A 13,554-nucleotide genomic window follows, 5' to 3' on the forward strand; every position below is an offset into this window, starting at 1 on the left:
TTCGTTGGAGACACGGCAATGGCATTACCCACCGCAGTCAAAATCGTCGAAGTCGGCCCGCGCGACGGCCTGCAGAACGAGAAGGAATTCGTTCCCACCGCAACCAAGATCGACCTCATCAACCGGCTCTCCGCCGCCGGCTTTCCGAACATCGAGGCCGCCTCGTTCGTCTCGCCCAAATGGGTTCCGCAGATGGCCGACGGCGCCGAAGTCATGGCCGGCATCGAGCGCCGCAGCGGCGCGATCTACTCGGTCCTCACGCCGAATTTGCGCGGCTTGGAAGGGGCACTCGCCGCGCGCGCGGACGAGATCGTGATCTTCGGCGCGGCGAGCGAGGCGTTCTCGCAGAAGAACATCAACTGCTCGATCGCGGAAAGCATCGAGCGCTTCGTGCCCGTGGCGCTTGCCGCCAAGGAGCGCGGCGTGCGCATTCGCGGCAGCGTGTCGTGTGCGCTCGGTTGCCCGTATCAGGGCGAAGTGCCGATCGCTTCGGTCGTCGATGTCGTCGAGCGCTTCGCCGCGCTCGGCTGCGACGAGATCGACATTGCCGACACCATCGGCGTGGGCACGGCCAGGCGCGTGCACGAAGTGTTCGAAGCGGTGACGAAGGTGTTCCCGCGCGAGCGCCTTTCGGGCCACTTCCACGACACCTACGGCCAGGCGCTCGCCAACATCTATGCGGCGCTTGAAGAAGGCATCGCCATTTTCCACGCCTCGGTGGCGGGCCTTGGCGGCTGTCCGTATGCGAAGGGCGCCACCGGCAACGTCGCGACCGAAGACGTGCTGTACCTCATGAACGGCCTCGGCATTCATACCGGCATCGATCTGAACCAGGTCGTCGCGGCGGGCGACTTCATTTCGAACGCCATCGGCCGGGCGAACGTCTCGCGGGCGGGCAAGGCCCTGCTCGCGAAGGCCCGCAGCGAAGCCGCCTGCTCGTGATCCGCGAGCCATCGAATCGCAGTACGAAGGAAATCAACTCATGACGGAAACCCTCGACAACCTCGACGCCCTGCCCGACTCCGCGCGCCGTGTCGCCCTGATGCTGCGCGAGCGCGGCCACGCCAAGCCGATCGTGATGCTGCCCGAGACCGGCAAGACTTCCGCCGAAGCCGCCGCGGGTCTTGGCTGCGAAGTCGCGCAGATCGCCAAGTCGATCCTGTTCCGCCGCCGCGAAGACGACGCGCCCGTGCTCGTGATCGCGAGCGGCGCGAACCGTGTGGACGAAAGGAAAGTGGCCGCGCAGGTGGGCGAGATCGGCCGCGCCGACGCGAAGTTCGTGCGCGAGAAAACCGGCTACGCCATTGGCGGCGTGTGCCCGATCGGCCACGCCACGACGCCCGTCACGCTGATCGACGCCGATCTGTTCGAGCTCGAAAGCCTGTGGGCCGCGGCCGGCCATCCGCATGCGGTGTTCAACCTCTCGCCACAGGAACTGGAAGCGCTGACTGGCGCGCCCGTGGTGGACGTCGCGCTGCGCGACGCGTGAGCATGACCGCGATTTGCGACACCGTCACGCCGCCGCCCTCGCCTTGCATCAACATCTGCCGCATGGATGAGCGCAGCGGCTTGTGCGAGGGCTGCCTGCGCACCATCGACGAAATTGCCAGCTGGTCCACGCTCGACGACGACGCAAAGCGCGCCGTCTGGGACGCGATCGAGACGCGGCACGCCGATTGGGTCGCGCAGCGCTTCGAGTCGCCAGGAGAAAAACAATGAACGCGCCCGCCCGCGTCGTAACGATCGGCGAGACGTTCCGCTCGACGCTTCAACTCACGCCCGAATCGGTGAAATCGTTCGGATTGCTCGTGAACGATCTGAACCCGCTGCATCACGACGAAGCCTACGCGGCGCAAAGCCGCTTTGGCGGGCTGATCGCATCGGGCACGCAACCCACCGCGCATTTCATGGCGCTGCTCGCCACGCACTACTCGCAGTACGCGCAACCGCTCGGACTCGAATTCGACATGAAGCTCAAGCGCGCCGCACACGCGAACGACACGATCACGTTCGAGTGGCGCGTGGAGCAAGCGTGGTGGAAGCCGAGCCTGAACGGCGATCTCGTGAAGCTCGCTGGCGAGGCCGTGGACCAGAACGGCGAAACGCTCGTGGCAGGGCGCGCGACGATCCTCGTCATGCCCAAGCCCGAGCACGCATCGGCACACGCACAGGCATGAGCGCCGCGCCCGCACTCCCCGAATCGATCCGCGTTTTCGAGCGTGGCTGGCTTTCGTCGAACAACGTGCTGCTCGTCGATGAGGCGCGCGCCGCACTCGTCGATACTGGCTACGCCACGCACGCCGAACAGACGCTCGCGCTCGTGCGTCACGCACTGGGCCCTCGAGCACTTGATCTCATCGTCAACACGCACCTGCACTCCGACCATTGCGGCGGCAACGCACGGCTGCAGGCGCACTGGCCCTGCGCGACGCTGATCCCCGCAGCGAGCGCGACTATCGTGCGCGAGTGGGACGAGGCGCGTTTGAGCTTTCTTGCCACCGGGCAGACCTGCGAGCGATTCGCGTTCACAGGCGCGCTCGCGGCGGGCGAACGGCTCGCGCTAGGCGGCTTCGAGTGGGAGGTGATCGGCGCGCCGGGGCACGACCCCGACTCCGTGATGCTCTACGCAGCCGGGCCGCGCCTGCTCATCAGCGCCGATGCGCTTTGGGAGCACGGCTTCGGCGTGATTTTTCCCGAGCTTGAAGGCGAAAGCGGCTTTGCCGAACAGCACGCGGTGCTGGAAGCCATCGCGAAGCTCGACGTGCGCGTGGTCATTCCGGGCCACGGCAAGCCGTTCACAAACGTCGAGGCGGCGCTGGAACGCGCGTTCTCGCGCCTCGCCTGGCTGCGCGCCGACCCGGCCCGCAACGCGAAGAACGCGCTCAAGGTGCTGATCGTCTTCAAGCTGCTGGAAGTGCGCGCAATGACCTTCGACTCGCTATTGGCCATGCTGGAAAGCGCCGCATCCCTGCACGCCGCGGCACAGCAACTCGCCCCGCGCAGCGCGTGGCCGGGACTGTTGCGCGAACTGGCTGGAGAGCTGGCGAAGAGCGGCGCGCTGGTCGTGAACGGCGAACGCCTCGAAGCCCCGGCGGCTGCCGTCTAGCCAGGCTGCATAAAAGAAGCTGGAAAAGCGCGAAAAAAAACGCTCGTCCGTTTCCGGACGAGCGTTGGAATTAGCTCTGACGTGATCAAACTGTCGAAGGCATGATACTCGCGCCAGAATTCCCGAAGCATCGGTGATTTCCCTACAGATGACCTACGGGCACAGGCATGGCGCATCGTCGCACGAGTCATTGATCTGGAATCCGAATCAATCTCACTGCCCGAGCTTGAGCCGCACAAGCTCGAACAGATGCGAACACAAGTAGAGTCCGAGCCCGATCGCGCCGCCGATCACCGTGCCGTTCACGCGAATTTTCTGCAGATCCTTGCCGATTTTCAACTCGATGAGCCGCGCGGTTTCGCGCGTATCCCAGTTTTTCACGGTGTCGCGAATGTGATGCGTGAGGAAACGCGCAAAGTCGGGCGCCATGGCGCGCGCGGCGTCTTCGAGATGGCCGTTGAGCGAAGCGCGCAGTTCGGCGTCCGCGGCGAGCGTCTCGCCTAGCCAGCGGCCCGTTGCGGCGACCTTCGCGTGCAGCGCCGAGTCTTCGCGCTCCAGATCGTCGCGCAGCCACGCGCGCAGGCTGTCCCACAGCGCGCGCGTGTAGTCGTTGAGCGCGCTGCCCTCGCGCAGGCTCGCCTTCAGCTCCTCGCCCTTGCGCAGGAACGCCGGATCGCTCTTCAGCTTCACGATCAGCTTTTCCACGACCTCATCGAACTTCTGGCGCAGATGGTGTTCGCGATCCTCGCTCACCTGCAACAGCAGCCGGTTCACGGCGCTCTCCACCACGCGCGCGCCACTCTCGCCGATCCACTCACTAGGCAAAAATTTCTCGGTCGTCGGATAGTCGCTCTTGAGCCAGTCGACGATGGCCGATGCGACGAACGCGCGCGTGCCCTCGTCGCGCAACAGTGCGGCGAGCTGCTCAAGCATCTGGTCGAGCAGCTCCTGGTGGCGGCCGTCCCTGGTGAGCGTATCGAGAATCGCGCCCGCCGACTTCGAGAAATCGACGCGCGCGAGCGCCGCGTGCAGGCTGTCGCGGATGAAGCTCTGGATGCGCGCGTCATCGGTGAGGCCAAGCACGCCCGACATCATGCGCACCGCGTAGTCGCCCAGGCGCTGCGCATTCTGCGGCGCGGTGAGCCAGCTGGAAAGCCGCGCAACCGGATCGTGGCGCCGGATCAGCCCGACGAGCGACCCCACGTCGAGAAACTTGTCGCGCACGAAGGCGGCGAGTTCGTCGGCGATGCGGTCCCTGTTGCGCGGGATGACGCCCGTGTGCGCCGAAACGAACGGAATCGGTACGCGCCGGAACAGCGCGACAACCGCGAACCAGTCGGCGAGGCCGCCGACCATCGCCGCTTCGCTCACGGACTTGACGCCGTCCGTCACGACGCCTGGCGGGAAAAAAAGTGCCGTGCCGGCGAAGACCAGTGCCGCAGCCAGCAGAAACGCCAGCGCCTGGCGCTTGGCGCGCGTGAGTTCGGCTTCGTCCCGTGGGGCGTGCGAAGGCGTCATGAGGAGCAGAGAGTCGCGGGTTCGAATCGCGACATTATGCTGCCCGCGCGCAAACCGCCGCTTGCCGCCGCGCCCCACCAGCGCTGCGCGCTTGCTACGCCTCAGGCCGAACGCGTATTCCGCCGCTGCGGCACGATCCGCCAGCCGAGGTTCACGCCCGCCGCCGCAACCAGGATGAGCGCGGCGCCCACGATCTGGATCCACGCGAGGCGCTGGCCGAACGCGAACCAGTCCACGAGGATCGCCACCACGGGGTAGATGAACGAGAGCGCGCCCGTCATCGCCGTGGGCAGCTTCTGGATCGCGCCGTAGAGCAGCACGTACATAATGCCCGTGTGCACGACGCCGAGCGTGACGAGCTGCGCCCAGTGCAGCGGAGTGGCCGGCAGCGTGCCGTAGTGGATGAACGGCGCGAGCGCGAGCGCGCCGAACGCGAGCTGCACGAGCGCGATGAGGTGGGGCGGCGTGCCTTTGAGATGCCGCGTGATGATCGACGAGATCGCGTAGAGAAACGCCGCGCCCGCCGCGTAGGCCACGCCCTGCAGATACTCGCCGGGCACCGCCAGCACGGCGGGCTGCACCTCGACCACGCACACGAGGCCGAGGAAGGCCACCGCCAACCACGCGAGCGTCGAAGCGCTCACGCGCTCGCGCAAAATGACCACGCCGAGACCGACCAGCATGAACGGCTGCGTGTTGTAGACGGCCGTGGCCATGGAGATCGAAGCGCGCGAATAGGCGGCGAACAGCAGCACCCAGTTCGCGACGATGGCCGCGCCCCCCAGCACGGCGAGCGCGAGCGTGCGCGGCGGCAGGTGCTTGCGGCGCAGGAGGCCGAGCGCGGCGCACACGAGCGTGAGCGTCGCGCCACCCAGTACGCAGCGCAAAAAGGCGATGTTGATCGGGGCCTGCCGCGAGGCAACCACGAGCCAGCCGATGGTGCCGGACATCAGCATCGCGACGATCATCTCGGCGGCGCCGCGGCGAATTTCAGGAGTGGTGGAAGACATGAGCTTGCATCCTTGGTCTAGCGGACGAAGGGCGCGCGGCCGTTCGCATCTGCAAGCCAGTTTATCGGCTGCGAGGCGAGGAATACATGGCTAAACTTAGGCAAGAGGCAACACTTGCCTTCGATTGAAAGGCCAACCTGGCGGAGCACCCGTGCAATCATGAACCGACGTCCGAACCCAACGCCCGCCGCGGCCCCGCTCGACGACATCGACCGCATGCTACTGGCGGCGCTAGCCGAGGACGCCCGCGCGAGCGTCGCCGAACTGGCCAAGCACGTGGGGCTTTCGGCGCCGAGCACGTCCGAGCGGCTGCGCCGGCTCGAAGCGCAAGGCGTGATTGGCGGCTATACGGTGAAAATCGATCCGCGCGCGCTCGGCTACACCTTGCAGGCCATCGTGCGCGTGAAGCCGCTGCCCGGACAATTGCATCTGGTGGAGGAGGTGCTGCGGCGCATTCCCGAATTCGTGGAGTGCGACAAGGTCACGGGCGACGACTGCTTCATCGCCCGGCTTTATCTGCATTCGATCGAACAACTCGACGAGATTCTCGCGAAAGTCACCGAGCGCGCCGAAACCAGCACGGCCATCGTCAAGTCCACGCCGGTGCCGCGCCGCCTGCCGCCGCTGCGCTGAAGCTCAGGCGCGGCGGCCGGGCGCGGCAGTCCGTCATTGCTCGGTGGTCTCGAAGAACGCCAGCATCTCCTCGACCAATGCCTCGCTCGCCTCCTCGGGAATGTAATGGCCGCACGGCAGCGCGCGCCCGCTCACGTCGCGCGCCACCTTGCGCCATTCGGCCAGCGGGTCGAAGCAGCGCTCGATCACGCCTTGCGCACCCCACAGCACGCGCAGCGGGCACGCTACCTTGTTGCCGCGCTCGAGATCGGCGCGGTCGTGCTCGAGGTCGATGGTTGCCGAGGCGCGGTAGTCCTCGCACATCGCGTGGACGGCACCCGGCTGGCGCAGCGCCGCGCGGTATGCGCCCAGCGCCTTCGGCGCGAAGGGTGCGAGACCCGCGTGACGGCTGCCCATGACGCGCTCGATATAGACGTCGGGGTTCGCTTCGATCAGCGTCTCCGGCAGCGGCTCGGGCTGGATCAGGAAGAACCAGTGGAAGTAGAGCGTGGCGAACTCGCGGTCGGTCTGCTCGTACATGGCGAGCGTGGGCGCGATATCGAGCAGCATGAGCCGCTCGACGGCGTTGGCGTGATCGAGCGCCATGCGGTGCGCAACGCGCGCGCCGCGGTCGTGCGCGCACACGAGAAAACGCTCGTAACCGAAGTGACGCATGACTTCGACCTGATCGGCCGCCATCGCGCGTTTCGAATAGGCGGCGTGCGTGTCGTCGCTGGCCGGTTTCGATGAGGCGCCGTAGCCGCGCAGATCCGTCGCGATGACGGTGAAGTGCTGCGCGAGCGAGGAGGCGCACCGATGCCAGATCATGTGCGTCTGCGGATGGCCGTGCAGCAGCAATAGCGGCGGTCCGTCGCCGCCCTTCACGCCGCAGATGTCTACGCCGCCCGCAGTGCGAACGGTGAAAGGCTGGAATCCGTCGAAGGGCATGGGGCTCGTCTCTTGTGGTTGTTGGTCTGCGGTCATTGTATGAGGCGAGCGCGACTCGAAAATGTGCTTTTGGGCCCGTAGCGGTAGAAACCGAGCACTCCCTCGAATACCGCACGCGGGATGCCCGATCGGCGCGAAGCCTATAATCGAACGATCGTTTTCGCGATCGGTATCCAGCGCAATTCCCGGCGCGATTGCGTGTTATCTAGCTCAATCGCACCTGCCCGATACCGGCGCCGCGTTCGCGCGCGCCCGCCCCGCCATCTGTCGAAGCGCCGCAAGGAGACCTCCCCATGGCACTGCCCGCCGTCCTGCAAAACCTCTCGCTGCCCGTCGTGGGCTCGCCGATGTTCATCGTCAGCTATCCGGAGCTGGTGCTCGCGCAGTGCAAGGCGGGCATCGTTGGCTCGTTTCCGGCGCTCAACGCTCGCCCCGCCGAGGAACTGGGCGTGTGGCTCACGCAGATCCGGGAGGAGCTCACCGCGCACAAGAGCGCGAACCCCGAGGCCGTCATCGGGCCGATCGCCGTCAACCAGATCGTGCATCAGTCGAATGCGCGGCTCGAGCACGATGTGCGCCTGTGCGTCGAGCATCACGTGCCGATCTTTATCACGAGCCTGCGCGCGCCGCCGCGCGAACTGCTCGACGCGGTGCACAGCTACGGCGGCATCGTGCTGCACGACATCATCAACCTGCGCCACGCGGCCAAGGCACTCGAAGCGGGCGTGGACGGCCTGATCCTCGTGGCCGCGGGTGCGGGCGGCCATGCGGGTACGACCTCGCCGTTCGCGCTCGTGGGCGAAGTGCGGCGCATCTTCGACGGCCCGATCGTGCTGTCGGGCGCGATCGCCAACGGCGGCTCGATCCTCGCCGCCCAAGCCATGGGCGCGGACCTCGCCTACATGGGCACGCGCTTCATCGCGACGAAAGAGGCGCACGCCGTGGACGACTACAAGCACGCCATTCTCGAAGCGAAGGCCGCGGACATCGTCTACACGAACCTCTTCACGGGCGTGCACGGCAACTACATCCGCGAGAGCATCGTGAACGCCGGGCTCGATCCGGAGGCGCTGCCCGAGTCGGACAAGTCGAAGATGGATTTCGGCGCGGGCACCTCGAAGGCGAAGGCCTGGAAAGACGTCTGGGGTGCGGGCCAGGCCGTGGGCTTGATGGACGACGTGCCCTCCGTGGCGGATCTCGTGGCGCGCCTGAAGCGCGAGTACGACGCGACGAAGGCGCGGCTGGGCGTGGGCCGCTGAGCGCAGGCGGGCCTGATTTCAGCCCCGGGCAGACGCAATCCGTGCGGCATCGGCATTGACCGCCGCCGCACGGATCGCCTCCACGCCCGGCCAGAGTTCGCGCTCCGAAAAGCGCGCGGCCAGGAAATCGACGAACGATCGCACCTTCGCCGAGAGATGGCGGCGGCTCGCGTAGACGGCGTAGATCGGCAGCTCGCGCGGCGGCAGCGCATCGACTAGCAGCGGCACGAGGCGCCCTTCGGCGATATCGTCGCCCACCACCTCGGTGCCGAGCATCGACATCCCGCCGCCTTGCAGCACCACCACGCGCAGCGCTTCCAGGTGATTGACGATGAGGTTGCCGCCTGGCTTCGGCTTCACGCCGCCCGCGCCCTCCGCGAACGGTGCGAGTTCCTGGGCCGAAGCCCCCGCGTACTGCACGAAGTTGTGTCGTGCGAGATCGGCCACGGTTTTCGGCGCGCCGTGGCGGCGCAAGTACTCGGGCGAGGCGCACAACACGATGTGCGCAGTGGCGAGCGGCCGCGCGATCAGCGAAGAAGACTTGAGCCCCGAAGGCGCGGCGCGGATCGCCACGTCGAAGCCCTCGTCGATCAGCTCGACCACGCGGTCGGACAGCGTGATGTCGACGGTCACCTGCGGAAACCCGGCGGCATAGTCGGCGACCGCGCCCATCACATGACGCAGCCCGAACGCCGTGAGCGACGACACGCGCAGCCGCCCCTGCGGCACCACGCTCGCCGCGCCCACCGCCTGGCCGGCCTCGTCGAGTTCGGTGAGCGCCTGGGCCACGCGCTCGTAATACTCGCGCCCCGCCTCGGTGGGCGCGACGCGGCGCGTGGTGCGGTTCAGCAGCCGCGCGCCAAGCTGCTGCTCCAGATGCATCACATGCTTGCTCGCCATCGCAGCGGACATGTTCATGCGCTCGGCCGCCGCGACGAAGCTGCCCGCCTCCACCACCTGGCGGAACACTTTCATGCTGACGAGGGTATCCATCGTGCGGCCTTCAGTTCGAACATAAAAGAATGGGAATCAATCGGCGATATTTTCCTCGCTTTATCAAACGCGGGTGTTGAAACGCGCAGGCGCGTTTGACATCAAGCGGCCCGGAAAGCAAAAACCCCGCGCTGCACGCAGCGCGGGGTTTTCGCGTCGAACGTCGACTTCGAAGGCTGTGCCGCTTAGAACTTCGCGCGCAGGCCCACGCCGTAGGTCTGGCCGCTCGACATGTTGTCGAAGTGGTCGTACATATAAGCGGCGTAGACGTCGGTGCGCTTGGAGAGCGGGTAGTCGTAGCCGATGGCCGCCGTCTGGCGCGTCTGGTTCAGGCCGCCGCCGTTGCGCGAGTACGCATACGACGCCATGACCGTGCCCGGGCCAGCCGGGACCGTCACGCCGCCCTGGGCGGTGTTGACGTGCCAGCTGCCCACCTGCTGCCAGTTCGCCGTGTACATGTACTGGCCGAAGAATTTTACGTACTTGAGGTCGTACGAGAGGCCGACTTGCGCCACGCCCTGGCTCTTCAGGCCGATGATGGTCGTGTCGCCGCTGACGATGCTGCCGATGTCGCCCGGCGTGTTGTTGAAGTTCACGTACTGGTAGACAGCCGTGGCCGCGAACGGGCCGTGGAAATACAGGCCCTGCACGCTCCACTTCTTCGAGCCGTTCTGGCCGGCCTGGTTGCCGAACGCGTACATGGCCGAGCCCGAGAGGCCGTTGAAGTTAGGCGTCGAGTACTGCACGGCGTTGTTCCAGCCCGAGTCGCCCACCACGCCCTGGTCGGTCGTGTAGGTCGGGAACGTCGAGAGGCCGAGGTACACGTGGTACACCATCGGCGAGAAGGTGTACGAATCGATGAACGGGTTGAAGAGAATCGTCGAGACGAACAGTTGTGTCGTCAGGCGCCCCGCCGTGACCGTGCCGTACGGCGATTCGATGCCGACGTACGCATTGCGCGCGAAGAACGTGTCGCCCGCGAAGCGGCCGTACTGGCCGTTTTGCGCGCGGAAGAAGCTTTCCAGGGTGAAGATCGCCTTGTAGCCGCCGCCCAGATCTTCAGATCCCTTCATGCCCCAGTACGACGTGGACATGCCCCCGCCGCTCACGTTCCAGGCGGTCTGGCCGCCCGGAAATTTTGTCGCCCCGACCCATTCGTCGACCTGCCCGTAGAGCTGGACGCTCGACTGCGCAAACGCCGACGACGACGCGGCGGCAAGAACAGCGGCGAGCGCGCTCGCCTTCAGGGTGGTGCGCAGCGCACGGCTGACCGTTGTATTCATGGGTTCTCCAGTCTTTGTCAAAAAAGGGTGTCGGGCGGCTGAGGCGCTCGCGCAAAGCTTTGTTTTTTCGTCGTTCGCAGACGTGGCCGTTCTGGGCGGATCCATCTTTGCGGACCATTTTTATGATCAAAAATAACCGGTGTTATTGCCGGTATATGGGGCGGATTAGATTGCCGTCGATAGAACCTTGTTTGCCGCTGTCGACGCCGCTTGCCGCTGCGCTGCGTCACTGCGAATCGCAGCCTGCCGGGCCGCGCCCAGCGGGGCGCTCCCGCACGCGTGGGGCTGCGAATGACGTGCCGCCGAAACGAAAGCGAGATTTGAGACGAAAGGGTTCTGTATGACGAGGGATTTCCAAAAAAGTGTGGTATCCACGCGTCAGTTTTCTCTGCGTGGACGAACCCATCTTGTTTTGGACGTGTTTCGGCGGCGCTAGCAGATCAATGCCTGAAGCGAATCCCGAGGCGAATCAAATAAAGAAACCGGGAGAAAAACGGAGAAAGCGTGGGGGAGGGAAGAATGCGAAAGCGGGCCGTGAGGCGGCGCTCAATTGCGGTAAGGCGAAGGCATGGGCGGACGCGGGACCTCGCCGCCGTTGCGCGGGAATGGCCGGTAGGTACCGCCGCGCTCCTCATTGTAGCGGGCGACGTCTTCGCGGATCGAGCCCGCGCGCACCGGCGAGTCGGCCGGCGGATGCGGCACCGGACGCGATTCCGCGCTCACGGGCGTGATGGGATTGCCGCGATAGCCGCCGCCGTAGCCGCCGAACGGCGTGCCATAGCTGTAGTCGCGATGGGGAGCCTGCTGCTGGACCTGACCTTGCCACTGGTTCGGCGCACGATTGCCGCCGCGCTCATAGCGGCCGCCCTGGTCGGCCACGCGCATGGGCGAAGCGGCACCGGCGTAAGCGGCCGGGCCGCGGCCGCGCTCAGGGGCGCCGCGGTAGCCGCCGCCCAACGACATGCCACCGCGCGGCGCGGGCATCGAGTGCATGGCGGGCATGGAAGGCGCGCGCGCGAAGCCCCCGCCCCCGCCGTGCCCTGGAAAACCGGGCTGAGCATGGGCGAGCGCAACGAAGGCCGCTAATCCGGCCCCCAAGACCCACTGTCCCAGTTTTGACAACCCTGCGTGCATGTGACGTTTCACCTGCCCGACGTTCGCGCTTTGGCAACCCGCCACTCGGGCCATGGCAGGCCAGTCCCGGGACGCTCGCCGCGCGAGCGCGTAACGATTGCCGCCACAACGGTCCGGGCGTCCTTGACGGTAATTTATGGGCGTGCTGAATGGGTGTCGAGCCAAAAGATGTTATGCCGCCCGAAGGGTTGTAACACCATGTTACTGCTGGGTTTTCTGGATCCAGACGGGGCCGCGGAAGGCCGTCCAGCAAGGCTCTGCGGGCTGGAGTGAGACCGGTTCGTTTTATGCTTGAGCAATGCCTGAACATCTGAAGAATGCGCGGAGTCCTGACGACTTTTGCGGCTCGGAATGCCCTTCGCACGTCAATGAGGAATCCGGCATAAAGGAGGCATCGATACCGGCGATACATTCGCATCCTTCATTAATCGATGCTTCAAATGAATTTGCTTTTTCAATCGGCTTGCGCCGACAATAGACGTCCCGATTCACCCGTTGCACGCACATCGATCTGCGCGCAGCCAGGCGCCCAGGCGCGCACTTGAGATTGTCCGATGGCACGTCCGAAATTCCTGCCCGATAACTTCACCCTCTGCCTCGTCGGCACGGTGATTCTTGCGAGCCTGTTCCCGGTGCACGGCCAGGCCGCCACCGGTTTCAACTGGCTGACCAACGTGGCCGTCGGCCTGCTGTTCTTCCTGCACGGTGCCAAGCTCTCGCGCGAAGCGATCGTTGCCGGTGCGACGCACTGGCGCCTGCACATCGTCGTGCTGCTCAGCACCTTCGTGCTCTTTCCGGCGCTGGGCCTCGCGCTCAAACCCGTGCTTTCGCCGCTCGTCACCCCGGCGCTCTACGCGGGCGTGCTGTTCCTCTGCACGCTGCCTTCCACGGTGCAGTCGTCCATCGCGTTCACCTCGATTGCGCGCGGCAACGTGCCCGCCGCCGTTTGCAGCGCTTCAGCGTCGAGCCTGATCGGCATTTTCGTGACGCCCGCGCTCGTGAGCCTGATCGTCACGAACCAGAGCGCGAGCGGCGGCTCGGCCTGGCACACCGTGTGGAACATCGTGCTGCAGCTGCTCGTGCCGTTCGTGGCGGGCCAGTTGCTGCGCCCGGTGATCGGCCGCTGGATCGAGCGCAACAAGGGCGTGCTCAAGTTCGTCGATCAGGGCTCGATCCTGCTCGTGGTGTTCGGCGCGTTTTCCGAGGCCGTGAACGAAGGGCTCTGGCATCACATTCCGCTCACCGCGCTCGGCGGCCTGCTCGTGGTGAATGCCGTGCTGCTCGCGCTCGCGCTCGGCATCACGATATTCACGAGCAAGAAGCTCGGCTTCTCGCGCGCCGACCAGATCACCATCATTTTCTGCGGCTCGAAAAAGAGCCTCGCGGCCGGCGTGCCGATGGCGAAGGTCATCTTCGCCTCGAACGCCGTGGGCGCGGTCGTGCTGCCGCTCATGCTGTTCCACCAGATCCAGCTCATGGTGTGCGCGGCGCTCGCCCAGCGCTGGGGCGAGCGCGACATGAGCGCCGAACGCGCCGCCAGCGCGGGCGACGAATCGCGTGCCGGCGCAAGCGAGCGCACTGCTACGGCCGCGCGCCGCTGAGCGTCGTTCAATACGTCATTCGGGGCGGCGAGTCGTCGTCGCCCTGCTGTAGCAAACGCCGCGGCTAGCCCCCGGCGCCCCCCTCTTCCC

The 13,554-nt window shown here is 66.0% G+C and carries 14 protein-coding genes; 8 read left to right on the forward strand and 6 right to left on the reverse strand.

Going from position 1 to position 13,554, the window contains the following annotated elements; translation table 11 throughout:
• Positions 1 to 18 precede the first annotated feature (18 nt).
• Genes M3I54_RS25365 through M3I54_RS25385 form a run of 5 tightly spaced genes read left to right on the forward strand, consistent with a single transcriptional unit; the run spans position 19 to position 3,106 of the window.
• A complete protein-coding gene (locus tag M3I54_RS25365; RefSeq protein ID WP_254340963.1) occupies positions 19 to 942 on the forward strand; it encodes a hydroxymethylglutaryl-CoA lyase in 924 nt (307 codons plus the stop codon).
• A 40-nt stretch (positions 943 to 982) separates the two neighbouring features.
• Positions 983 to 1,489, forward strand: a complete 507-nt coding sequence (locus M3I54_RS25370) for a YbaK/EbsC family protein (RefSeq protein ID WP_254340964.1) — start codon at positions 983 to 985, stop codon at positions 1,487 to 1,489.
• A 2-nt stretch (positions 1,490 to 1,491) separates the two neighbouring features.
• Positions 1,492 to 1,719: a DUF1289 domain-containing protein gene (locus tag M3I54_RS25375; protein WP_254340965.1), complete on the forward strand. Its 228-nt coding sequence runs from the start codon at positions 1,492 to 1,494 to the stop codon at positions 1,717 to 1,719.
• Positions 1,716 to 2,177 carry a MaoC family dehydratase gene (locus M3I54_RS25380; RefSeq protein ID WP_254340966.1) on the forward strand — a complete coding sequence of 154 codons (462 nt, stop codon included), beginning with the start codon at positions 1,716 to 1,718 and terminating at the stop codon, positions 2,175 to 2,177. The genes M3I54_RS25375 and M3I54_RS25380 overlap by 4 nt, the downstream gene beginning before the upstream one ends.
• Positions 2,174 to 3,106: an MBL fold metallo-hydrolase gene (locus M3I54_RS25385; RefSeq protein WP_254340967.1), complete on the forward strand. Its 933-nt coding sequence runs from the start codon at positions 2,174 to 2,176 to the stop codon at positions 3,104 to 3,106. Before M3I54_RS25380 ends, M3I54_RS25385 begins: the two co-directional genes overlap by 4 nt.
• A 213-nt stretch (positions 3,107 to 3,319) precedes the next feature.
• Here the strand turns inward: M3I54_RS25385 and M3I54_RS25390 are convergent, their stop codons facing one another.
• Together M3I54_RS25390 and M3I54_RS25395 are read right to left on the reverse strand one after the other, a co-directional pair.
• Positions 3,320 to 4,624 carry a DUF445 domain-containing protein gene (locus M3I54_RS25390; protein WP_254340968.1) on the reverse strand — a complete coding sequence of 435 codons (1,305 nt, stop codon included), beginning with the start codon at positions 4,622 to 4,624 and terminating at the stop codon, positions 3,320 to 3,322.
• A 101-nt stretch (positions 4,625 to 4,725) separates the two neighbouring features.
• A complete protein-coding gene (locus tag M3I54_RS25395; RefSeq protein ID WP_254340969.1) occupies positions 4,726 to 5,634 on the reverse strand; it encodes a DMT family transporter in 909 nt (302 codons plus the stop codon).
• Positions 5,635 to 5,793: 159 nt separating this feature from the next.
• On the opposite strand from M3I54_RS25395, the gene M3I54_RS25400 reads away from it, so the two are divergent.
• Positions 5,794 to 6,267, forward strand: coding sequence for an Lrp/AsnC family transcriptional regulator (locus tag M3I54_RS25400; protein WP_254340970.1), 474 nt, complete (start codon positions 5,794 to 5,796; stop codon positions 6,265 to 6,267).
• Positions 6,268 to 6,300: 33 nt separating this feature from the next.
• Here the strand turns inward: M3I54_RS25400 and M3I54_RS25405 are convergent, their stop codons facing one another.
• The gene (locus tag M3I54_RS25405) at positions 6,301 to 7,194 is read right to left on the reverse strand and encodes an alpha/beta fold hydrolase (RefSeq protein ID WP_254340971.1); all 894 of its coding nucleotides are present in this window, start codon (positions 7,192 to 7,194) and stop codon (positions 6,301 to 6,303) included.
• Between the two features lie 293 nt (positions 7,195 to 7,487).
• Between M3I54_RS25405 and M3I54_RS25410 the strand changes: the two genes are divergently transcribed.
• A complete protein-coding gene (locus M3I54_RS25410; protein ID WP_254340972.1) occupies positions 7,488 to 8,453 on the forward strand; it encodes a nitronate monooxygenase family protein in 966 nt (321 codons plus the stop codon).
• A gap of 18 nt (positions 8,454 to 8,471) precedes the next feature.
• Here M3I54_RS25410 and M3I54_RS25415 read toward each other — a convergent pair whose 3' ends face one another.
• The 3 genes from M3I54_RS25415 to M3I54_RS25425 form a co-directional block, all read right to left on the reverse strand.
• Positions 8,472 to 9,446 (reverse strand): LysR family transcriptional regulator, encoded by a 975-nt coding sequence (locus tag M3I54_RS25415; RefSeq protein ID WP_254340974.1) that lies wholly within the window; start codon positions 9,444 to 9,446, stop codon positions 8,472 to 8,474.
• A 185-nt stretch (positions 9,447 to 9,631) separates the two neighbouring features.
• Positions 9,632 to 10,729, reverse strand: a complete 1,098-nt coding sequence (locus M3I54_RS25420) for a porin (protein WP_254340975.1) — start codon at positions 10,727 to 10,729, stop codon at positions 9,632 to 9,634.
• A gap of 546 nt (positions 10,730 to 11,275) precedes the next feature.
• The gene (locus M3I54_RS25425; RefSeq protein ID WP_254340977.1) at positions 11,276 to 11,731 is read right to left on the reverse strand and encodes a hypothetical protein; all 456 of its coding nucleotides are present in this window, start codon (positions 11,729 to 11,731) and stop codon (positions 11,276 to 11,278) included.
• 686 nt (positions 11,732 to 12,417) lie between these two features.
• Here M3I54_RS25425 and M3I54_RS25430 point away from each other — a divergent pair.
• Positions 12,418 to 13,464 carry a bile acid:sodium symporter family protein gene (locus tag M3I54_RS25430; protein WP_254340979.1) on the forward strand — a complete coding sequence of 349 codons (1,047 nt, stop codon included), beginning with the start codon at positions 12,418 to 12,420 and terminating at the stop codon, positions 13,462 to 13,464.
• The last annotated feature ends 90 nt before the right edge of the window (positions 13,465 to 13,554 follow it).

The sequence above is a fragment of the Paraburkholderia sp. CNPSo 3274 genome (assembly GCF_024206475.1).
Lineage (GTDB): Bacteria > Pseudomonadota > Gammaproteobacteria > Burkholderiales > Burkholderiaceae > Paraburkholderia.

Excerpts from the sequence above, each read along its gene's own strand:
- M3I54_RS25410 (WP_254340972.1), top strand. The coding sequence starts at position 7,488 with ATGGCACTGCCCGCCGTCCTGCAAAACCTCTCGCTGCCCGTCGTGGGC.
- M3I54_RS25400 (WP_254340970.1), top strand. The coding sequence starts at position 5,794 with ATGAACCGACGTCCGAACCCAACGCCCGCCGCGGCCCCGCTCGACGAC.
- M3I54_RS25420 (WP_254340975.1), bottom strand. The coding sequence starts at position 10,729 with ATGAATACAACGGTCAGCCGTGCGCTGCGCACCACCCTGAAGGCGAGC.
- M3I54_RS25385 (WP_254340967.1), top strand. The coding sequence starts at position 2,174 with ATGAGCGCCGCGCCCGCACTCCCCGAATCGATCCGCGTTTTCGAGCGT.
- M3I54_RS25365 (WP_254340963.1), top strand. The coding sequence starts at position 19 with ATGGCATTACCCACCGCAGTCAAAATCGTCGAAGTCGGCCCGCGCGAC.
- M3I54_RS25425 (WP_254340977.1), bottom strand. The coding sequence starts at position 11,731 with ATGCCCGCCATGCACTCGATGCCCGCGCCGCGCGGTGGCATGTCGTTG.
- M3I54_RS25405 (WP_254340971.1), bottom strand. The coding sequence starts at position 7,194 with ATGCCCTTCGACGGATTCCAGCCTTTCACCGTTCGCACTGCGGGCGGC.
- M3I54_RS25370 (WP_254340964.1), top strand. The coding sequence starts at position 983 with ATGACGGAAACCCTCGACAACCTCGACGCCCTGCCCGACTCCGCGCGC.
- M3I54_RS25395 (WP_254340969.1), bottom strand. The coding sequence starts at position 5,634 with ATGTCTTCCACCACTCCTGAAATTCGCCGCGGCGCCGCCGAGATGATC.
- M3I54_RS25375 (WP_254340965.1), top strand. The coding sequence starts at position 1,492 with ATGACCGCGATTTGCGACACCGTCACGCCGCCGCCCTCGCCTTGCATC.
- M3I54_RS25380 (WP_254340966.1), top strand. The coding sequence starts at position 1,716 with ATGAACGCGCCCGCCCGCGTCGTAACGATCGGCGAGACGTTCCGCTCG.
- M3I54_RS25415 (WP_254340974.1), bottom strand. The coding sequence starts at position 9,446 with ATGGATACCCTCGTCAGCATGAAAGTGTTCCGCCAGGTGGTGGAGGCG.
- M3I54_RS25390 (WP_254340968.1), bottom strand. The coding sequence starts at position 4,624 with ATGACGCCTTCGCACGCCCCACGGGACGAAGCCGAACTCACGCGCGCC.
- M3I54_RS25430 (WP_254340979.1), top strand. The coding sequence starts at position 12,418 with ATGGCACGTCCGAAATTCCTGCCCGATAACTTCACCCTCTGCCTCGTC.